We start from the raw sequence: 19,224 nt of genomic DNA, 5'->3' as shown, positions 1-19,224 counted from the left end.
AGGCTATGGGGAACGTTAGTTCCAGTTCTTGCTTCTAATCTCTTTTAACGCTTTTACCCAATCGGTATCGAGCGAGAAAGGTGTAGGAAACTTAGCGTTGTTGTAATATCCCAACACCAAATCTTTGTCCATGTCGTTGAACAAACTGTTGTTAATGCTGGCATTCTTGAAACGCGAGGTCGCGATCTCTCGTTTGGACTTGGTGTTCGCTTCGGCCAAGCGTTTGAAATAAAGGTTCACGAAATCGGTCATGGCGATGGTTTGCTCCCCCAATTTTTTCTCGGTGAAAGTGTTGTCTTCTTTTGCCTTAAAGAGCATGTACTCTATGGCATCCCATTTGAACGAGGCCACTCTGCGCTTGTCCATGGACTTGTTTTTGTCGTATTTTATGGTCGAGAAACTTTTTTGCATGCGTTTCACCTCATTGTAAATTTGTTGCGCGCGCGCGTTGGCCGTCATGGCAAGAAGCATGGTCAAGGCCATCAATGTTTTTTTCATGTGTGATGTTTTGTCTTTATGTTTTGTCTTTTTATGGTGTGCTTGGCGTTTGCCCATGACGTTTTTTTCAAGAAGTCGTGGCATGGCTATACGTCTCACGTTCATATCATAGACGCAGTTGGTGAGATGAATGTTTCCTATTTTTTTATTTTTTTAGGGTTTCTCTTGGCGTAGTCAGCCCAGCTGCCGTATCTCGGTGTGTTCATGTCAGGGGTGGTCAGTTGCATGAAATGGCAGTATGCCGCTCCCAACGCATCTGTGGCATCCATGAATGTGGGCATCTCATCCTTGTCTATGTGTAACAGTCTTTGCAGCATGGCCGCCACCTGTTCTTTGGAAGCCTGCCCCTGGCCGGTGATGGCCATCTTGATTTTCAGTGGCGCATACTCATGTATGAAGATGTCACGGTGTATGGCGGCGGCTATTGCCACGCCCTGCGCGCGCCCCAATTTGATAAGCGACTGCACGTTTTTGCTGAAAAAAGGAGCCTCTATGGCCATCTCGTCGGGGTGGTACTCGTCTATGACACCGATGACACGCTCGAATATCTTGCCCAATTTGAGATAGACATCCTTGGTTTTTCGCATGTCTATCACTCCCATGGCCACCATCTCCGGCTTGCCCGCTTTCACGCGAAGCACGCCATAGCCCATGACGTTGGTGCCTGGGTCTATGCCGAGAATGAGCCGCTCGGTGGGGTGCCTGTTGATGGATGTCATGCCGCGCAAGAGTCTCTGGTTGGGCGTTGGGCTATCGGTCCATGTAGGGATTGTGCCCCACCTCCTCGCCTATGGTCGTGTTTTTGCCGTGCCCGGGATACACGCGCGTGTCGTCGGGCAGTTGCGAGAGCATGCGCAGGCTCTGGATGAGCATAAACATGGAGCTTCCCGGCAGGTCGCAGCGACCCACGTTGTGGTAAAATAGTGTGTCGCCCGAGAAGCCCGCGCGCTCTGCCTCACAGTAAAAGAACACGCCACCGGGCGTATGCCCGGGCGTCTCTAACACCTCGAGGCTATGGTTGCCAAACGAGACGACCTCTCCTGCCCGCAAGTATCGACCCACGGGCGCCACGTCGTCATTGCCCATTCGCACGCCGCAAATGGCCATAGCCTGCTCTGGCAGTGACTTGATGAGCGGCTCGTCGGCGCCAGAAAGCTCCACCCGTAGCCCCCATGTGTCTTGCGCGAACTTGTTGCCGAAATTGTGGTCTACGTGTCCATGGGTGGCTAACAGGTGTACGGGGCGCAATTTGTTGGTCTTGATGTATTGGCGTATAGACTCCTTGTCCTCGTCGTAGAACGCTCCGCAATCTATGATGACGGCTTCGCGTGTGTCGTCACTTACCACGTAGCAGTTCTCGCGTATCATGTTGCAAACGAATGTTTTGATGTTCAGCATAGCTTGATATATAAGTGTAAGACCATTAAAGGTGGCGCGGTCACAGTGGTAGGTACACCAACTGCTTGTCGGCGAACCACTTGTCGGCGAACCACTCGTTGATGGGTGTGAGCGATACCGCCTTGCCAAAAGGCTTGGTTTCGGTTTTGAGGTCGCCACCCTTGAGAGCGATGAGACCGTTGGGCAGAGCGTTGAGCTGTTCTTTGGAGATGTTCTTGCGTACGATTTTCACCAAGTCGGGCAAGGGCATCACGGCACGCGACACCACGAAGTGGAACTTGTCTTTTTCCTCCTCGCCACGTCGCTGCACGGCCTCCACGTTGGTCAGGCCGATGGCCGACGCCACCTCGGTGGCCACTTTTATTTTTTTGCCCACGCCATCGATAAGCCTAAAATAACAGTCGGGAAACATGATGGCCAAGGGAATGCCCGGGAATCCGCCCCCCGTGCCGATGTCGAGCACGCGCGTTCCGGGCTTGAAGCCAATGAGCTTGGCGATGGCCAGCGAGTGAAGCACGTGGTGAAGGTACAGGTTGTCGATGTCTTTGCGAGAGATGACGTTGATCTTGGCGTTCCAGTCGCGGTACAAAGCGTCGAGCGCCTCGAACTGTCGCTGCTGCGTGGCGGTGAGCGACGCGAAATGATTGAAAATAATCGATTTGTCCATTATCGCCGCAAAGTTACGATTTTTTGGCGTAACTTTGTGGTCAAATACTTATAATAATGATTAAAGCCGCTTTATTTGACCTTGACGGCGTGGTCTTGGACACCGAGAGACAGTACACCAAGTTTTGGGGAGGGCAGATGAGACGTTACCACCCTGAAATCCCGGGATTGGAGCATAAGATAAAGGGCATGACGCTCCACCAGATTTTCGACGCTTACTTTTTTGGCCAACCCGGACGGCGAGAAGCCATAACGCACGCGCTTGACGATTTTGAGCGCGCCATGACCTTTAGCTATATACCGGGCTTCGAGGCCTTCGTGGCACAACTGAAGAGTCTCGGCATATGCACGGCTTTGGTTACAAGCAGCAACCTTTCCAAAATGAAAAGCGTGTATACGAAATTGCCCGAGCTGCCCCGTCACTTTGACAGGATACTCACCAGCGAGGATTTCGCGAGGAGCAAGCCGCATCCCGACTGCTATCTGCGCGCCGCCGCCGCGTTCGGCGCGGAACCGGGCGACTGCGTGGGTTTTGAGGATAGCGTGAACGGATTGAGGGCCGTCAGGGCCGCGGGGCTGTACGCTGTGGCCCTGACAACGACCAACGGCCGCGACGTGGTGCGACCGTTGAGCGACCGCGTGGTGGACGATTTCACGCAGTTGGACGCGAACGAGCTGTCGCGTGCGGCCGGCCGCCAACCATAATGTCACCTTGACAGGACGCGCTTGGTGGCATGGGCCGGAGGAAAAAATGAGGTGGCGCGCCGCCATCGCGCCGTGGCGCAATCGTAGGCAAGCCCCCTGTTGTCATCAAAAGGATGCGTCGCCGAAAGAGAAAAAAAACGTGTATTTTTTTTGACAACAACGTGCCTGCGCTTCGCTTATTTAAAAATGAAAAGCCTTTGGCTCAAAATACGGCAAAAATGGCCGGTGTTTATAAGTGTTTGCAAGATAGCCATTTGGGTGCGAGCGCTTGTTTTCGTCGTTTTCGAGTGGATGCTCATGTGGCGCGATTGAGGCGTAATGGCGTCGCGATTGTGCGCTAAAGGCGTCATGAATGAGCCTTGAACGCGATGCGAAAAGAGCCTAAGGGCGACTCCATTAAGCCTTACACGCGCGCGGCCGGTGTTCAAATGAGCGACCGATGCTGTTTTGGCGCGCTTGTGAATGGCCTTTTTCGGCAAAGAAACAATCGCGCGATCTCTATTTCATCCTTTTTTTTAGACACGAAAAAGCATCGCCTTTTTTGACATCGTGTGGTGTCAGGGGCGATGCTTTCGCATGTCATAAATGGTATGTGGAAGAATTTTTTTGGTGTGGCGAAATCGCCTGCCGTCCATGCCACATGGACGGTTTATGTGGCCCTCCGACGTGTACGTGTGCGGGGGAGGGCCGCGCCTTTATCTCACTTCCTTGGCGTTGCCCACGCAACTGTTGGGCATCTGTATGTGGAGCATGGCGCAGATGGTGGGCGCTATGTCGGTCATACAGGTGGGCTCGTGCGTTTGCCCCGCACTGACGTGCCATCCGTAGAGCACGAATGGGATGTGCGCGTCGTAAGGGTTCCATTGCCCGTGCGTGGTGCCCACGTAGTCGGGCTTGTCGCTCACGTTCTCCCATCCAGCCTTGGGTATGTAGAAAAGGTCGCCGCTGCGTTTCTTGTTGTAACCGTTGACGATGCGCTCGCGGATGGGTTGGGGCACCGACGTGGTGAGCGCCCTGTCGTAATCCACGACATAGAGTATCTCGTCGCGCTTCTCCATCTCGTCGATGACGGCCTGTTTTACGTCGTCTATCGATTTGCCGCAACGCTCAATGAGCTTGTGGTCAAGATAGATGCGCCCAGCGTTTTCGGCCATGATGACATTGCCGTCGATGCCCAGTCGCAGGCCCACGGCCTTGTTCACGTCCGCTTTCCAAGCCCAGAACTCAAGTCCGCCGGCCGGTATTTTGTGCGCTTTCATCTCGTTGGGGTTGTGCGCCGCGCCATGGTCGGCGGAGAGAAATAGCAGGTAGTTTCCCCGTCCCACGCGCTTGTCCAAAAGGGCAAAGAGTTTGGCCAATTGATTGTCAAGCTCCATGTAGGCGGCGCGGGTGAGCTGATGGCGCGTGCCATACGTGTGGCCGATGGCGTCGGTGGAAGACACGCTGATGGCCAAAAGGTCTGTTACGTTGTCCAGCCCCATGCCTTCGTTTATCAACGCGGCCTCGGCCATGCGGAAAGTGGCGGTCACGCCCTGCACTGATGTCTTGATGTCGTAGCCTGGTTTGGTTTTCAGCTCATTGTTGAGCTTGTTTGCCCACGCGGGCAATTGCGTCATGTAATAAGTGGAGGAGATGAAATGCCCCGCCTCTCCGTCCCACCAATAAGCCGCGTCCGCGGCGTGCCCGGCCGGCAATATGGCCGCGCGGTCTTTGAGAGCCACGCCGATGACCTTGGCTTTGTAGTCGGTGTGCGTCTTGAGCACGTCGCCAATGCCAGACGCCAAGAGGTTGCGCGGCGACATTTGGCCCGCCTTTCCGTTGGAGCCCACGGCCTTGACAGAGGCGTCATGGCAGCAATAGGTTTTCTGCCCATCTATGTAAAAGTCGTTTCCGGCGATGCCATGCAAGGCTGGCACCGACCCCGTGTAAATGCTTGAGTGGCCTATGGCCGTGACGGTGGGCACGTAGTTGATCATGGTGTTCTCAAAACTGTAGCCTTTGTCCACCAATCGCCGCAGTCCGCCGGCTTGGAATTGATCGTAAAAATAATACAGGTAGTCCCAGCGCATTTGGTCTACCACGAGTCCCACGACGAGTTTGGGGCGGCTCACTTGGGCCATGCCCGGCAAGGCAAGGAGCCCTGCCACGAATAGGGTAATAATTTTTTTCATGTGAGAATGATAAAAGAAATATGTGTTATAACAACTGCAAAATTACAAATTAAACTTCGATTGGCAAGTTATTGATATTATATTATTGTGACAATTGACTAAAGAATTTGTTACATGCCTACTTTTTGGCCGCCTGTGCGCATTGGTGGTTTGCCCATGGCGCGACCTCTGTGGCAGGGTGTTGGGGGCACGGAAGATGGAGAATAAAAAACGCCATAAGCAATATGCCGGCGCCTCGAGGCGTTATAATGACAAAACGAGATAGGCAGATGGATAAAGTTTTTACATGTTTTGAAAGCGACGACAACGCTCGCCGCGAAGAGCTTGTCAGGGTCATAGAGCACAGTGTGGAGCGGTTGACGATAGCTGAGCTTGAGGCCTTGTATTATGATTTGGTCTCAAAAGATTACATTCGCGAGTAGCCCAGTGAGCTGATGGCGGAACGACTGATGGTTGGCGGTTGGCTTGGTGGGCTGGTGATGGCGATGCAAAAAGCCAGCGCCACAATCGCGTCTGCCGTTGTGGCGGGCGCGATTGTGGCGCAGTGAGGTTCGGGGAGGCCGCGTCGCGGCTTCCCCGTGACGCGCCATGGACGGCTATTTCCGCTTGAGCAGGTCCCTGATCTCGGCGAGCAGTTTCTCCTCCGCGGATGGAGCTGCCGGGGCCGGAGTCTCTTTGCGCTTCTTGACAATCTTGTTCATGGCTTTCACCATCACGAAGACGCAGAACGCGATGATAAGAAAATCAATAACGTTCTGGACGAACATGCCGTATGTTATTTTGGCATTTCCCACGGTGGCGGCTAAAGACGAGAAGTCCACTCCGCCTGTGAAGATGCCAATGAGCGGCATGAGGATGTCGTCAACAAGTGACGACACGATTTTGCCAAAGGCGCCGCCGACGATCACGCCGACAGCCATGTCCATGACATTGCCTTTCATGGCAAAGTCTTTGAATTCTTGGATAAATCCCATGATAGTTGTGTTTATGAATAATGAAAATTTTGTATTTTTGACACATGGAGTTTGCACTCGGGGCAATCGCTGTTTTTTTTGGGAGGTTAAGGGTGGCAAGTAGATGATTTTTAATATATTTAATACTCCAATTGAATACAAAATTAGAAAATAATTTGTAACTTTGCAAGCGTACGAGAGAAAATGATTTCACGTATCAGGATATGTTTTTTTTAAACCTTTATTAATAAAAATAAGTAAAATGACAAAAGTAGCGATTAATGGTTTCGGTCGTATTGGCCGTCTCGCGTTCCGTCAGATGTTCGAATCTGAAGGTTATGAAGTAGTAGCTATCAACGACTTGACAAGTCCCAAGATGCTCGCTCATCTGTTGAAGTATGACACCGCACAGGGTGGCTTCGCCGGCAAGTATGGCGAAGGCAAGCACACTGTCGACTTCAAAGACTCTGTTCTTGGCGAGGATGGCAAAACAGTTGTTACTCCCGGCTCTATCACCGTTGATGGCAAGGAGATTACCATTTATGCTAAACCAAACGCTGCCGAGTTGCCTTGGGGCGAGCTTGGCGTGGATGTAGTGCTCGAGTGCACCGGTTTTTATACATCTAAGGCGAAGGCTTCCGCTCACATTCAGGCTGGCGCCAAGAAAGTGGTTATTTCCGCTCCCGCTGGCAACGACCTGCCCACTATCGTTTACAATACCAACCACAAGACATTGAAAGCCGGCGATACGGTTGTGTCGGCCGCTTCTTGCACCACCAACTGCTTGGCTCCGATGGCCGCCGCGCTTAACAAGTTCGCTCCCATCCAGTCGGGTATCATGTCCACAATCCACGCGTATACAGGCGATCAGATGATCCTTGACGGCCCACAGCGCAAGGGAGACCTGCGTCGTTCGCGCGCTGGCGCTTGCAATATCGTGCCTAACTCCACTGGCGCCGCCAAAGCTATCGGCTTGGTAATCCCTGAGCTCAATGGCAAGCTGATCGGTTCCGCGCAGCGTGTTCCCACGCCAACAGGCTCCACCACCATCCTGATCGCGGTCGTTAAGGGCAAGAACGTCACTGTAGAGGGTGTGAACGCCGCCATGAAAGCAGCCGCTAACGAGTCTTTCGGTTACAACGAGGACCTCATCGTTTCATCGGACATCATCGGAATGAAGTTTGGCTCACTGTTTGACGCCACTCAGACCATGGTTAGCAAGGTGGACGAGGACACATATCAGGTACAGGTAGTATCTTGGTATGACAACGAGAACTCTTACACTTCGCAAATGGTTCGCACCATCAAGTACCTCGCGGAATTGAAGTAATAAAACACTGTTATATTGTTTGACAGGATTTAATTCTTGTATCTTTTGGCTCGATGCGGATTGCGTCGAGCCTTTTTGTTGGCTTGGCCATGACGGCATTGGCATGTCGTGTATGGGCGCGCGGCGTGGCCCATGACGGCGACGGCATTGATAAATGGTGTGAAATAAGCCTATAAAGTATTTGCTTTTCTTGCCGTTTCGATTATTTTTATTTATATTTGCCCAATGAATAATAATGGCTCTGACATGGCAATGTTGTCCCCACAAACCACAAACGCGGATTTGGGCGGCAGGCCTCGCGCTCGCTTGATAACAATACTTGGCCCCACGGCTTGCGGCAAGACGGCTTTGGCCGTGGCCCTCGCCAACGAGTTGGGGTCGGAAATCATCAGCGCTGACAGCAGGCAAGTGTACCGGGGCATGGACATCGGGACGGGGAAGGATTTGGAAGACTATGTCGTAGACGGCAAGCGCGTGCCCTGTCATCTCATCGACATAGTGGAGCCGGGCTCAAAATACAATCTTTATCGCTACCAACGCGATTTCATGGCAGCCTACGATGACATCGCGAGCCGTGGCGCGCGACCCATTCTTTGTGGTGGCACCGGACTGTACATTGAGGCCGTGCTCAAAGGCTACTCGCTCTCCACCGTGCCGCAAAACCCGGCGTTGAGAAAACGGTTGGAGGGCGAGTCGTTAGAGACGCTCACCCAAAAATTGGTGGAGCTCAAGAAAAAGAACAACTCGAACATGCACAACACCACAGACGTGGACTCGTGCCAACGCGCCATTCGCGCCATCGAGATAGAGACTTACAACCTTGAGCGCGCCGCCGAGCGCCGACCGGCACAACCCATTGACGCCATCGTTTTTGGTCTTGACATTGACCGTGAGGAGCGTAGACGTAAAATATCCGAACGGCTCAGGCAGCGTCTTGACAATGGAATGGTGGACGAGATAAAACGCCTTCTGGACAGCGGCGTCGCCCCGGCCGACTTGATTTATTACGGATTGGAATATAAATATGTCACCGAGTACGTTGTCGGCAAATTGTCTTTTGACGAGATGTATAAGCGGTTGGAAATAGCGATACATCAGTTTGCCAAACGACAAATGACTTGGTTCAGGGGCATGGAACGCCGCGGCGCCGTCATACACTGGCTTGACGCGACGCTGTGCATGGAGGAAAAAATCAATGAAATAAAACGAATGTTATGATAGAGGAAAATCGTTGGGGTATCATTTACTGTCCGAAATCAGGATTTTTAAGCTCGTCCAAACGCAGATGGGAGAAGATAGAGGAGTGCCTCCGGAAAGAGAACATCCTGTATGACCATGTGCAAAGTGAAAGCCGTGGCAGCGTAGACCGGCTGGTCAGGATGTATGTCGACAGCGGATACCACACCATCGTTGTCATCGGTGGCGACTCGGCACTCAACGACGCGGTCAACAGTCTCATGCAAGTGGACCAAAACGCGCGTGAGAAAGTGGCCCTTGGCGTAATTCCTAACGGCATGATGAATGATTTTGCGCACTTCTGGTATTTGGACGAGGATGATTATGCCACGACCATCAAAGCCCTCAAGAGACACCGGGTAAAGAAGATAGACCTTGGTTTGATGCGTTATGTCAATCAGGATGACGAGCGATGCAAACGCTATTTCCTCAATTGTGTGAACGTGGGGTTTGTCGCCACGATCATGAATTTGCGCCGCCGCACACGTCATTTCTTTGGCAGCCGGGGGCTGTCCTTCTTCTTTTCGTTCATCCTTTTGCTGTTCCAGCGGTTGGATTACAAGATGAAACTCAAAATCAACACAGACCAAATAGACCGTCGGGTAATGACCATCTGTGTCGGAAACGCCCTTGGCTATGGTCAAACGCCAAACGCCGTGCCTTACAATGGGCAGTTGGACGTCTCGGTGGTATACCATTCAGGGTTGAGGCAGATTGCCGCCGGCATTTACTTTTTCTTGCGGGGCGAACTGCTTAACATCCATAACGTGCACCCTTATCGCACTCGTTTGGTCAGGGTTGAGAAAACCGAGGGCGCCCTAATAGGTCTTGACGGTCGGTTGATGCGTACGCCCATGGGACCGTTTACGATCAGCGTGGTGCCCGAATCCATCAATTTTCTGATACCGTCTTGATAGACACACACTCGCCGGCAAGTGCGTGGCGGCGTCTCATTAAATAAGAGAGTGCCGCTCGGAGATACCGAGACGCATGGTCTTGGAAGGGGGCTTTGGGGTATCTTGGCTTGTATTTTAGACGTTTATCAGCCTGATTTAGGGTCGGTTTTATGGCTCATGCTGTTTCGAGGTGTCATGTATCATGTTGGCAACGGATGCCCAATCTCATTCCTTGCCACTTTTTTCGCGCTTAAAATCACTTTCAGACATATTCTATTTTGAACACTTCGCTGATCCTCAAAGGCGCTCCAGCTTCGTCGTTGCCTTTGTAGACGACGCTCAACCCATGGTATTTGTCGGGTATTTTCAATGTTATGTCATGTTCCAACAGGTAATCCCACATAGGCGAGCCAAAATCGTACGAACGCCCACTCAACTCAAGCCTTGCGTTGATAGGATCAAAACGCCAAAAGCCACCACCCATGCACGTGTCGCCATTTCGCAACAAATCTTTATGCATCGATACATGCCCGATGCGCATTACACCTCTTTTGGTGACAATAAACTTTTGTGCCATAGATACAATTCAGTGTTCTCCAAAACGTGATGTTTTCTTTATGCTGTCAATATCGTGTTAGATTTTTATATCCCTCCACGCCCTTTTTGGGGTCGTTCGGACATTTTGCGCGCTATATTCACGAAATAATTCGTGCATAGGCAATAAAAAGTGTGTCACCTTTGGACGTCTCATCAAAAAACCTTAGTTTTGCCAACACATCATCATTATATTCACAAACCCAATGGAAAAAAAGAAAATGCTCTTGGTGTTAAATCCTCAAGTTGATTTCATCACGGGTGCGTTGCCCATTCCCGGCGCGTCGCAGGCGATGGATAGTCTTGCCGATTATGTCAGGACGCATGGCTCCGACTATGTGGTCAGGCTTGTCGCATGCAAGTGGCATCCCTATAATCACAGTGCGTTCATTCACAAAGGCGGCAAGTTGCCTGCCCATTGCGTGCAACATTCCGTGGGGGCGGCAGTGTGGCAAGCCCTTTTAGATTCGCTCAACGAGACCAAGGGCGGGTTTACTATGCTCTACAGCGGCCAGCAAGTGAACCTTGACGAGTGTTCCGTCATGCAAAACCCAACGTCGGCCGACATTGTTTTACGGCTAATCGTTGCGCTCGAGATAGAACAAATCGACATTTGCGGATTGCCTGGCGACACTTGCGTGATTGCGTCAGCCAGTGACCTTGCGCAAGCCGTTGGAGCGTTGTCCGTTCGTGTCCTCGAGTCTTGCACGGCATCGTTCGACGATGGTACCGCGCTAAAAAGTTTTCTTTCTCGCTCTTGCGCCGATTGACAGGCGGTCACGCCGCCGCCGTATCAGATTATGTAATCTCTGCTTTCAACGTCCCAACCTTAATGCGCCATCTTCCCATTAGGCTTTTTAATCAAGTCTTTATCTATCCTCATTTTCCAGTCTGAGCTTGCCGCGCTCCATCCGCCGAGCAGCCCCAATCCCCCGTCTATATTAGATTGCATGGGTCTGATGAGCGACAAACCGGCCTGTCCTAAATCGTTATTTTCCAAATCGTTGAGCGAACGCAAGAAATTGTAGTATTCTGGTGTTATACGCAGCAATTCCAATTGGTATGCCTTGGCAAAGTTATAGTTTGGGTATACCATTTGCCCATCCTTGTCATACATGATAGGTTGGTTGCTAGGATCGATATCAAGGTGCAGCGTGTAAGTCTTGCCGTTGATGGCTTTGTCGTCAAAAATATAAAGGTTTCCAAAGAAGTTGTTCGAAAATCCGAAATCCTCGTCCATCCCTGATACGGGCGACAGTAGCGGCTCACTGCGTGGCGACACTCGTGGGTAATAGTAAATGGAGTCTGTCATCTCCACGCGCGTGGAGTCACATTTCGTCTCTTTGAGTCTTCGCAGGTATTCGTTGTAGTATATATGCCACTCTTTGGAGTTGCCTTTATATAGCGTGCCCTTTCCTTTGTAGCATTTTACCTTCACTCTCACGGCGTAATGGTCGTGAGAGTTGGGGTCGTCTTTGAACGTGCCTGTGATTTGGTCGAATGTCTCTTGCCGCCCCGTTTGGTCATTGTAGCGTCTCACATAGTTGTAGTCCAAATCACCTATATGCACTGGTTGGGGTATCGTGGTGGCGGCTCGCACGCTCCCAAAGCCGTCCGCTTGCACCTTGAGGGCTATTTTGTCGCCCGCGTTTTGACGCCCAACCACTCGGTAATATCCTTTGCCCACATGCTCCACGGCGATCGATTGCCCGTTCACGGTGTAATCTATATGAGCGTTGTCTACCCGGGTGAGCTTCGAGGTGTTGTTGTATTTGGTCACTGGCACGCTCCTGCTCACGCCTATGTAAGTGGTGTCGCCCACTGTGGGCATGCAGTATACCACCAACTTGGGGCTGCCGTCGAGTGTATCCATGCTTATCTCTTCCTTGCAACTTGCGAGGAGTGACAGTGCCATGGCTATGTATAATAATCTTTTCATGTCTTCGTACTTGTTTTTAGGGGATGTTCATGACGCCATGCGCGCTACTTGCATCGCGCTTGCCGGTTCAGAATTTAATAGTGTAACTGACTGATGGCACTATGGGAATGTAGGCGTGGTTCTTGAGATAGAACCTGCCATCGTTTCTCTCTTTCACTTCTATCCACAGCGAGTTGAGATGGTTGTAGGCGTTGTACAAGCTCACGTTCCATATCCGTTCGTGTCCGTGTTTGGTAATGTGGCGGAAGTCCGCGCCTATGTCCAAGCGGTGATAAGCTGGTAGCCGCAGGTTGTTGGGCTTGTCGTATACAAACGTCGTTTGGTCTACGTAGTTGTTGTCCAATAGCCACTCGTTTACGGTTGGTACTTGGCCGCGCTTCGTGCCGTAGCTGAACATGTCTTTCGGCTCGCCTCCCGGCACGATGGGCGTTGCTATATATTGCGTTGGCATGGTGATATGGTTGCCCGAATGGTAGGTCCATGCGCCAAACACCGAAATTTTGTCGTTGACCTTCCAGCGTGCCGTGATGTTTATTTTGTGGCGGTTGTCAAACTTGTCGAAAAACCATCCTTTGTAAAAATCGTCAAATTTTCGCTCGTTCCACGACAGGGTATAGGCTCCTCTCAGCTCCAAGTTCTTGGTTGTGTACGCTGCGTCAACCTCCGCTCCGTAAAATCGTCCTTGTCCCTCCATCACCATTTGGTCCCACTTGTCCGCGGGCGGTTCAAGGCTTGCCCAACTCGAATATTGCAGCAAATGGTTCGTGTGCTTGTAGTATCCTTCCGCGCTCAGCATCCAGTGGCGGCTTGGCTGGTAGTAGGCTCCCGCCGCCACCTGCCATGACCGCATGGGTTTTAGCCGTTCGGTGGTGGGCACCCAGTAGTCGGTGGGAAGCTCCAGTATGCTGTTTGATATCTTGTGCACGTACTGGCTCATCATCGTGTACGATGCCTTGAGCGACAGTTGTGGCATGGGCTGGTATTTCACGGCCAAGCGCGGGTCTGCCGTACAGAGTGTCTTGGTTCCGATATGAAATAGCGTCACGTTCATGCCAGTGTTCATGCTCCAGTTGTTATCAATGGTCATCTCGTCCTCGGCGTAAAAGTTCCATTCGTGCGCCGTATGCTTGTTGTGGCTCTGTTCCATCACGGTGTCCGCGTTTTGGAACGAGCCGTAAAACGCTTTTTGCCAGCGTGTCTGTGGCTTAAAAGTGTGCCATGTGTAGTCGTGCCCGAACCTGATGTGATGATGGGGCGATGGCCGGAAGTCAAAAGCCGTTCGATAGCCAAGGTCGTTCACTGTCGATTTGTATTTGCTCTCGTTGTAATCGATGGTCGACGTGCTGTCTGAGTTTCTGTATTTGCAGTCTTCCAAAGAGTTTAGCTTGGCCTCGTTATACGTGTAAACCGCGGTGAAATTCGCGAACAGCTTGGGCGCCAGCTGGTAGTTCCAGTCCAACGCCACGTTCAGGTTGCCCCAGTCGAAGTCTGATCTTGAGATGTCCGAGCTTTTCCAGTTCATGTATTCGTTGTCCCATTCCGCTTTGGCTCGAAGCTGGTCTTTCCCGGAATAGAGGCTTAGGGCCATGCGCGAGCGGTCGTTGAAGATATTGGTAACCTTCGCGTTGAAGTCGTGGAAAAAGTAGTTCATCGTAAACTTGTCCTCGTGGTTGCCACTGTTCACGATGGCAAAGATAGGCCTTGTGAGCAAGTCCATCCAGCTTCGACGCAATCCGATGTTGTACGACGTGCGTCCCCGTCTTATGGGTCCTTCGACGTGCACGCTGCCATCAAGCAGGCCCACGCGAAGACTGCCGTGCGCGCGGTTCATGTTGCCATCGTTGGTGCGCACATCTACCACCGACGACAGCCTGCCGCCGTAACGCGCTGGAAATCCGCTCTTATAGAAGTCCACGTTTTTCACCATGTCCGTGTTGAAGGCCGAGAACAGTCCGAACATGTGGTTGATGGAGTAGAGCGGTGTGCCGTCTATCATAAATAAGTTCTCGTCGTTGTTTCCACCATGCACGTACAAGCCGCTGGCCAGTTCCATGCCTTCGGCAACGCCACTCATGCGTTGCAGTGTTTTCACCACGTCGGGGCTGCTGAGCGTCGAGAACTCGGTCTGTATGTTGCGAGCGTTGATAGACCTTTTGCCAGTCTGTGTGTTGATGAGGGGCGAGTTGAGGTCGCCTATCACCGTGACCTCGCGCACGCTCGCGTTCTCTTTCAGGCAAATGTCAAGATGCGTGTCGGCCTTCAGTCGCACCCGTGTGAGCTTGTCGGCGTATCCTATGTATCCGCATCGCAATTCGTGGTCGCCCTCTTGCAGCGTGATAGAGAAATGGCCATAGGCGTTGGTCATGGTGCCTTGGTGGGTGGTGAGGTCGTAGACGGTGGCGTTGATGAGCGTCTCGCCATCCGCGCCCCTCACGTATCCACTCAGCGTGTGCGTGCGTTTTGGCTGCGATTTGCGTTGTGGGTCGGCCTGCTCGCTCGCTCGTTGGGCCTGCTCGTTGTTTTTTTTCTCTTGTCGCGGCTTGCCTGGCTCTTGCTTGATGGCGGCTCGTTGCCCCCATGATATCATTGGCAGCATGATGGCGATGAGCATGACACGCCATGGCGTCAGGCTCGTGCGCCTCATGTGCGCTGTGTGGATGCGATTTATTTTCATATTCCTTTTTTAGAATACCAGTCCGACACCCAGTTGTATGGAGTGTCTCCACAGGCTGCGTTTGTCGTATAGCGTGCTGGTGTAGACGATGATCCCGTCTTCGTTTCTCTTCTCTATGTTGTTATTATATATAGGTGTGTTGGCAAACTGTTGTATGTTATAACCCACCTTGAAGTTCAGGCCGAAGTGTCGTTTCAGCATCAGTTGGTAGCCCGCGCCGATGGTTCCCATCAGTCCGCCGGTGAAATTATGGTTCTCGTCTCTGTTGAACAATGTGCAACCTACGTCCGTAAAGGCATAGAACGGCAGGTGGCTTGCCAGCGGACGATAGCGAAACGTGGCGTATAGCGGCATGGTGAAGCTGTCGCCATTGTATTCGCGCTTGAAACGGCTCAACCCGAAGCCAGCGCCCACGGTCATGTTGGGTTTTAGGTTGTAGAGCGCGTTGAGCGTGAGCGCGTGCCCACCCAGCTTGCCCTCGCTCTTGTAGTTGTAGCCACTGAGTTTCTCCGTGAGCCCTAAATGATAAGCGTAGTCCAGCTCCATGTGAAACTTGGCGTCGTTTTGCGCCGAGGCGTGGACGGGCGCGAACCATGCGACGGCCACGAACGTTAGATAGGTCAATGTCCTTGTTATTTTCATCTTTGAATATCTGTTATGTGTTCATTTTGTGGCGCAAAGGTCGCAATAAAATTCCATTCCGTCTCCTTTTTTTTAAAAAATCCATATATTTCTTGTCCAAGTGGTCTTTGTCGCGCATTCCAAATGTTTACTCTCGCGTGCGTTTTGAAATGCGGTCGCTGTTGGTGAGGCAAGGTACGAGTATGCGAAAATTTTATTGAAATAATTTGACAACGCATCTTGTGCCCTATGTCTCGCCCCAAAACATGGAATGGAGGCTCAAAAATGGAGAAAATGACACGATGCCGCAACCTTCTGTCTCGTAGCGGCTTGCGTTTTCGTCCATGTGCCTCTTGAGGTTGGCGCGTTGCGCGCGCTGCCCCGATTGGGCATTGATGGCGTGGCGAATGATGCCTGATGGCGTGGCGATTGGGCTCAAAAGGGAGACCGAATGATGCCCAAACACGGAGCCAATAGATACCAATGGCGAAAAGCGGGTGTCCCTGCCATGCGCTCACTCCTTAAAAAGAACGATAAAAACACGTTTCCAAGCCCGCATGGATAGTTTTCCCATGGCCCATTAATTGCCAATTATATTGACAATGTCGCATGGTTGAGGCCACGCGTGCCATACCATTGCGCCACGTCGGGCATGGGCGCGCCAAACAGCATAAATAAAAAACTATTCTTTTTTTATTTGCTTTTCCGAATAATGTTATTACTTTTGCAATTGCAAGGTGCGGTTTGCAATTTGCTATATGAAAACAGTTATTAGCCACAAGGGAACCATTGAGAAAATAGACGGAAATCACATCACGGTGCGCATAACGCAGGCGTCGGGGTGCGCTGCTTGTGGCATGTCTGCCCATTGCGATGCCTCCGAGAGTAAGGAAAAGCGTATAGACGTGATCGACGACCATGCGGCCGAGTATGAGATCGGGCAGCGTGTCAGGGTCACGGCCGACTCCAAGAGCGGCTATCGGGCTGTGCTGTTGGGCTTTGGCGCCCCCCTTTTGGTCATGGCGTGCGCGCTGTTCGGCGCGCTGACGGCCACGGGCGACGAGACGTTGGGCGCGCTTTGCGGCGTGGGCGCGTTGGTGGTCTATTATGTCGCGCTCTATCTCGTGCGTGACAAATTGGGCAAACGGTTCACGTTCGCGATAGAGTGTGGGTAGGTTGAGACGCCATCATCCGCCAAACAACAAACTATAACACTTGACAATCAATCAAAAACAATAATATTATGAATTTCATTCTTGATGCGGTCATTGTCCTTGGAAGCATTGCGCTCATCGCCGCGGTGGTGCTGTTTGTGGTTTCGAGGAAATTCGCCGTGGCCGAGGACCCGCGTTTAGAGCAGGTGCAGGAGATGCTTCCGGGCGCCAACTGCGGCGGCTGTGGTTTCCCCGGCTGCTCGGGGTTGGCCTCGGCGTTGGTGCGAGGCGCGGACAGTGGGTCTATCGATGGTCTGAGCTGCCCGGTGGGCGGCTCGGCGACGATGGGACGCGTGGCTGAATTTTTAGGCATGAGCGTGGCCGCCTCGAAGCCGATGGTGGCTGTCGTGAGATGCAATGGAAGTTGTGACAACAGGCCGCGCGTGGCCCAATACGACGGTCTCAAGACATGCGCCGCCATGCACATGGCATGCGCTGGCGAGACGGCCTGTGGCTATGGCTGTTTGGGTTGTGGCGACTGCGTGGGCGCGTGCGCTTTTGACGCCATTCATATCAATGCCGATACGCTGTTGCCCGAGGTGATGGACGACCGCTGCACGTCATGCGGCGCCTGTGTCAAGGCGTGCCCCCGAAACATAATCGAGTTGCGCGTGAAAGGGCCTCGCAATCGCAGAGTGTACGTGTCGTGTGTCAACAAAGACAAGGGCGCCGTGGCTCGCAAGGCATGCCAAGTGGCTTGTATAGGTTGTGGCAAATGCGAAAAGGCATGCCAGTTTGACGCTATCAGCATAGCGGCTAACCTCTCTTATATAGACTATGACAAGTGCCGTCTGTGCACCAAGTGCGTGGACGCATGCCCCACGTCGGCCATCGTCAAGGTGAATTTCCCCGTGAGAAAACCCCAAGCGCCCAAGGTGGCGGAGGCCACCGAGGCCAACGTGGCCACCAAGGTGACAGGCGGCGCGAGCGTTGACAACGTAGATGTAAAGAAAAAGGAGGTAAACGCATGAGACTACACACATTTCCGATGGGTGGCGTGCACCCTGATGAGAACAAATTGACAAACGACGTGGCGACCGTGGCGGCCGCGTTGCCCAAAGTGGCCGTTATTCCTTTGTGCCAGCATATCGGCGCTCCCACCAAGCCCGTGGTGAAGCGTGGCGACAAGGTAAAGGTGGGCACGCTCATTGGCGAAGCTGGTGGCTTCATATCAGCGCCCATCTTCTCGTCGGTGTCGGGCACGGTGGCCAAGATAGACACGGCGTTTGACGCGACGGGATACCGTCAGCCATGTGTGTTCATCAATGTGGAGGGCGACGAGTGGGAAGACGGTATAGACCGCTCCGCCAAATTGGAAACCCTGGCCGAGCACCCTGAGCTGACCGCTGAGGAGATAGTGGGCCGTGTCAAAGCGGCTGGCATAACTGGCATGGGTGGGGCCGGTTTTCCCACCTTTGTCAAACTTATGCCGCCCCCCGGAAGCGTGGCCGAGTGTGTGGTCATCAACGCGGTGGAGTGCGAGCCTTATATCACGTCTGACTATAGGCTGATGATGGAGCATGCCGATGAGATTATTGTTGGCGTGCAACTGCTCATGAAGTCGGTATCGGTGGACAAGGCCTACATAGGCATCGAGGAGAACAAGCCCAAGGCCATCAGCCTGATGACCGAGAAAGCGAGCGCGGACAGTCGTATCACGGTGGTGCCGTTGGCACAAAAGTATCCTCAGGGCGGCGAGAAACAATTGGTGGCCGCCGTCACGGGCAGGCAGGTGCCCGCCCCACCCGCCATACCGGTGAGCGTGGGGGCGGTGGTGGTCAACGTGGGCACCACGTTCGCGACGTACGAGGCCGTGATGAAAAACAAGCCCCTCTTTGAGCGTTACACCACCGTGACGGGTAAGCACATGGCTCATCCCGCCAATTTTTTGGTGCGCATGGGCACGCCTTTCAGTCAGCTCATCGAGGCTTGCGGAGGCTTGCCGGAGGGCGATAACAAGGTGTTGGCAGGTGGCCCCATGATGGGCAAGGCCGTGCTGACTACCGACGTGACCGTGTGCAAGGGCACCAACGCGATCACCGTGCTGACCGATGTCGACGCCCATCGCAAGGCGGTACAGCCTTGCATCAGGTGTGGCAAGTGTGTCACGGTGTGCCCCATGGGGCTCGAGCCTTATCTCATAGCCACCCTGTCGGCGTTCAAGAAGTATGACAGGCTTGAGCGAGAGGCCATCACAAGTTGCATCTCGTGTGGCTCATGCCAGTACACCTGCCCCGCGCATAGGCCAATGCTTGACAACATAGCGCAAGGCAAGGCTGTGGTGATGCGCATGATAAAGGCTCGCAACCAAAAACAATGACCTAAGAAT

General features: G+C 52.7%; 20 protein-coding genes. 9 read left to right on the top strand and 11 right to left on the bottom strand.

The genetic code is table 11. The features are described from left to right. Positions 1-15: 15 nt before the first annotated feature. The 4 genes from HMPREF1640_RS01290 to rsmG form a co-directional block, all read right to left on the bottom strand. Entirely contained in the window at positions 16-498 is a 483-nt protein-coding gene (locus HMPREF1640_RS01290) for a hypothetical protein (RefSeq protein ID WP_036891826.1), read from the bottom strand. 137 nt (positions 499-635) lie between these two features. Beyond that, positions 636-1,217, bottom strand: coding sequence for a crossover junction endodeoxyribonuclease RuvC (gene ruvC / locus HMPREF1640_RS01285; RefSeq protein WP_036891683.1), 582 nt, complete (start codon positions 1,215-1,217; stop codon positions 636-638). 31 nt (positions 1,218-1,248) lie between these two features. Further along, positions 1,249-1,896 (bottom strand): MBL fold metallo-hydrolase, encoded by a 648-nt coding sequence (locus HMPREF1640_RS01280; RefSeq protein WP_036891681.1) that lies wholly within the window; start codon positions 1,894-1,896, stop codon positions 1,249-1,251. A 40-nt stretch (positions 1,897-1,936) separates the two neighbouring features. Then, on the bottom strand, positions 1,937-2,563 hold the full coding sequence (gene rsmG, locus HMPREF1640_RS01275; RefSeq protein WP_036891679.1) for a 16S rRNA (guanine(527)-N(7))-methyltransferase RsmG: 627 nt from the start codon (positions 2,561-2,563) through the stop codon (positions 1,937-1,939). Positions 2,564-2,619: 56 nt separating this feature from the next. On the opposite strand from rsmG, the gene HMPREF1640_RS01270 reads away from it, so the two are divergent. Next, positions 2,620-3,267: an HAD family phosphatase gene (locus tag HMPREF1640_RS01270; protein ID WP_036891676.1), complete on the top strand. Its 648-nt coding sequence runs from the start codon at positions 2,620-2,622 to the stop codon at positions 3,265-3,267. 695 nt (positions 3,268-3,962) lie between these two features. Here HMPREF1640_RS01270 and HMPREF1640_RS01265 read toward each other — a convergent pair. Beyond that, a complete protein-coding gene (locus HMPREF1640_RS01265) occupies positions 3,963-5,438 on the bottom strand; it encodes an alkaline phosphatase family protein (RefSeq protein WP_036891673.1) in 1,476 nt (491 codons plus the stop codon). A 269-nt stretch (positions 5,439-5,707) separates the two neighbouring features. Between HMPREF1640_RS01265 and HMPREF1640_RS13440 the strand changes: the two genes are divergently transcribed. Further along, complete coding sequence (locus HMPREF1640_RS13440; RefSeq protein ID WP_165815046.1) at positions 5,708-5,860, top strand: hypothetical protein; 153 nt, start codon at positions 5,708-5,710, stop codon at positions 5,858-5,860. 174 nt (positions 5,861-6,034) lie between these two features. Here the strand turns inward: HMPREF1640_RS13440 and mscL are convergent, their stop codons facing one another. Further along, positions 6,035-6,412 (bottom strand): large-conductance mechanosensitive channel protein MscL, encoded by a 378-nt coding sequence (gene mscL / locus HMPREF1640_RS01255; RefSeq protein ID WP_036891668.1) that lies wholly within the window; start codon positions 6,410-6,412, stop codon positions 6,035-6,037. 241 nt (positions 6,413-6,653) lie between these two features. Here mscL and gap point away from each other — a divergent pair, with 241 nt between their 5' ends. The 3 genes from gap to HMPREF1640_RS01240 all read left to right on the top strand — a co-directional run bounded on the left by gap (position 6,654) and on the right by HMPREF1640_RS01240 (position 9,871). Beyond that, positions 6,654-7,721: a type I glyceraldehyde-3-phosphate dehydrogenase gene (gene gap / locus HMPREF1640_RS01250; RefSeq protein WP_036891666.1), complete on the top strand. Its 1,068-nt coding sequence runs from the start codon at positions 6,654-6,656 to the stop codon at positions 7,719-7,721. Positions 7,722-7,967: 246 nt separating this feature from the next. Further along, positions 7,968-8,939: a tRNA (adenosine(37)-N6)-dimethylallyltransferase MiaA gene (gene miaA / locus HMPREF1640_RS01245; RefSeq protein WP_369699813.1), complete on the top strand. Its 972-nt coding sequence runs from the start codon at positions 7,968-7,970 to the stop codon at positions 8,937-8,939. Continuing rightward, entirely contained in the window at positions 8,936-9,871 is a 936-nt protein-coding gene (locus tag HMPREF1640_RS01240) for a diacylglycerol kinase family protein (RefSeq protein ID WP_036891663.1), read from the top strand. The genes miaA and HMPREF1640_RS01240 overlap by 4 nt, the downstream gene beginning before the upstream one ends. Positions 9,872-10,115: 244 nt before the next feature. Here HMPREF1640_RS01240 and HMPREF1640_RS12485 read toward each other — a convergent pair whose 3' ends face one another. Then, entirely contained in the window at positions 10,116-10,430 is a 315-nt protein-coding gene (locus HMPREF1640_RS12485; RefSeq protein WP_052051652.1) for a hypothetical protein, read from the bottom strand. Between the two features lie 223 nt (positions 10,431-10,653). Here HMPREF1640_RS12485 and HMPREF1640_RS01230 point away from each other — a divergent pair, with 223 nt between their 5' ends. Next, on the top strand, positions 10,654-11,217 hold the full coding sequence (locus HMPREF1640_RS01230; protein WP_036891661.1) for an isochorismatase family protein: 564 nt from the start codon (positions 10,654-10,656) through the stop codon (positions 11,215-11,217). 59 nt (positions 11,218-11,276) lie between these two features. Here the strand turns inward: HMPREF1640_RS01230 and HMPREF1640_RS01225 are convergent, their stop codons facing one another. The 4 genes from HMPREF1640_RS01225 to HMPREF1640_RS01205 form a co-directional block, all read right to left on the bottom strand. Next, complete coding sequence (locus HMPREF1640_RS01225; RefSeq protein ID WP_052051651.1) at positions 11,277-12,386, bottom strand: DUF4249 domain-containing protein; 1,110 nt, start codon at positions 12,384-12,386, stop codon at positions 11,277-11,279. A 67-nt stretch (positions 12,387-12,453) separates the two neighbouring features. Beyond that, positions 12,454-15,060, bottom strand: coding sequence for a carboxypeptidase-like regulatory domain-containing protein (locus tag HMPREF1640_RS01220; RefSeq protein ID WP_081935235.1), 2,607 nt, complete (start codon positions 15,058-15,060; stop codon positions 12,454-12,456). A 9-nt stretch (positions 15,061-15,069) separates the two neighbouring features. Beyond that, positions 15,070-15,702 (bottom strand): outer membrane beta-barrel protein, encoded by a 633-nt coding sequence (locus HMPREF1640_RS01215; protein WP_052051650.1) that lies wholly within the window; start codon positions 15,700-15,702, stop codon positions 15,070-15,072. 226 nt (positions 15,703-15,928) lie between these two features. Next, positions 15,929-16,120 (bottom strand): hypothetical protein, encoded by a 192-nt coding sequence (locus HMPREF1640_RS01205; protein ID WP_156098669.1) that lies wholly within the window; start codon positions 16,118-16,120, stop codon positions 15,929-15,931. Between the two features lie 319 nt (positions 16,121-16,439). Between HMPREF1640_RS01205 and HMPREF1640_RS01200 the strand changes: the two genes are divergently transcribed. The 3 genes from HMPREF1640_RS01200 to rsxC all read left to right on the top strand — a co-directional run bounded on the left by HMPREF1640_RS01200 (position 16,440) and on the right by rsxC (position 19,215). After that, entirely contained in the window at positions 16,440-16,856 is a 417-nt protein-coding gene (locus tag HMPREF1640_RS01200) for a SoxR reducing system RseC family protein (RefSeq protein ID WP_036891655.1), read from the top strand. Between the two features lie 68 nt (positions 16,857-16,924). Further along, positions 16,925-17,866 (top strand): Fe-S cluster domain-containing protein, encoded by a 942-nt coding sequence (locus HMPREF1640_RS01195; protein ID WP_081935234.1) that lies wholly within the window; start codon positions 16,925-16,927, stop codon positions 17,864-17,866. Next, on the top strand, positions 17,863-19,215 hold the full coding sequence (gene rsxC, locus HMPREF1640_RS01190; protein WP_036891652.1) for an electron transport complex subunit RsxC: 1,353 nt from the start codon (positions 17,863-17,865) through the stop codon (positions 19,213-19,215). The genes HMPREF1640_RS01195 and rsxC overlap by 4 nt, the downstream gene beginning before the upstream one ends. Positions 19,216-19,224: the final 9 nt, after the last annotated feature.

The organism is Prevotella sp. S7-1-8 (genome assembly GCF_000758925.1).
Taxonomy (GTDB): Bacteria; Bacteroidota; Bacteroidia; order Bacteroidales; family Bacteroidaceae; genus Prevotella.
The sequence above is the reverse complement of the archived record's forward strand: the minus strand, read 5'-3'. Positions and strand labels throughout refer to the sequence as shown.

Coding starts and splice junctions, on each gene's coding strand:
- HMPREF1640_RS13440 (WP_165815046.1), top strand. CDS start 5,708: ATGGATAAAGTTTTTACATGTTTTGAAAGCGACGACAACGCTCGCCGC.
- HMPREF1640_RS01195 (WP_081935234.1), top strand. CDS start 16,925: ATGAATTTCATTCTTGATGCGGTCATTGTCCTTGGAAGCATTGCGCTC.
- HMPREF1640_RS01200 (WP_036891655.1), top strand. CDS start 16,440: ATGAAAACAGTTATTAGCCACAAGGGAACCATTGAGAAAATAGACGGA.
- HMPREF1640_RS01265 (WP_036891673.1), bottom strand. CDS start 5,438: ATGAAAAAAATTATTACCCTATTCGTGGCAGGGCTCCTTGCCTTGCCG.
- HMPREF1640_RS01215 (WP_052051650.1), bottom strand. CDS start 15,702: ATGAAAATAACAAGGACATTGACCTATCTAACGTTCGTGGCCGTCGCA.
- mscL (WP_036891668.1), bottom strand. CDS start 6,412: ATGGGATTTATCCAAGAATTCAAAGACTTTGCCATGAAAGGCAATGTC.
- HMPREF1640_RS01280 (WP_036891681.1), bottom strand. CDS start 1,896: ATGCTGAACATCAAAACATTCGTTTGCAACATGATACGCGAGAACTGC.
- HMPREF1640_RS01290 (WP_036891826.1), bottom strand. CDS start 498: ATGAAAAAAACATTGATGGCCTTGACCATGCTTCTTGCCATGACGGCC.
- gap (WP_036891666.1), top strand. CDS start 6,654: ATGACAAAAGTAGCGATTAATGGTTTCGGTCGTATTGGCCGTCTCGCG.
- HMPREF1640_RS12485 (WP_052051652.1), bottom strand. CDS start 10,430: ATGGCACAAAAGTTTATTGTCACCAAAAGAGGTGTAATGCGCATCGGG.
- HMPREF1640_RS01240 (WP_036891663.1), top strand. CDS start 8,936: ATGATAGAGGAAAATCGTTGGGGTATCATTTACTGTCCGAAATCAGGA.
- miaA (WP_369699813.1), top strand. CDS start 7,968: ATGGCAATGTTGTCCCCACAAACCACAAACGCGGATTTGGGCGGCAGG.
- rsmG (WP_036891679.1), bottom strand. CDS start 2,563: ATGGACAAATCGATTATTTTCAATCATTTCGCGTCGCTCACCGCCACG.
- HMPREF1640_RS01270 (WP_036891676.1), top strand. CDS start 2,620: ATGATTAAAGCCGCTTTATTTGACCTTGACGGCGTGGTCTTGGACACC.
- HMPREF1640_RS01230 (WP_036891661.1), top strand. CDS start 10,654: ATGGAAAAAAAGAAAATGCTCTTGGTGTTAAATCCTCAAGTTGATTTC.
- ruvC (WP_036891683.1), bottom strand. CDS start 1,217: ATGACATCCATCAACAGGCACCCCACCGAGCGGCTCATTCTCGGCATA.
- HMPREF1640_RS01225 (WP_052051651.1), bottom strand. CDS start 12,386: ATGAAAAGATTATTATACATAGCCATGGCACTGTCACTCCTCGCAAGT.
- HMPREF1640_RS01220 (WP_081935235.1), bottom strand. CDS start 15,060: ATGAAAATAAATCGCATCCACACAGCGCACATGAGGCGCACGAGCCTG.
- rsxC (WP_036891652.1), top strand. CDS start 17,863: ATGAGACTACACACATTTCCGATGGGTGGCGTGCACCCTGATGAGAAC.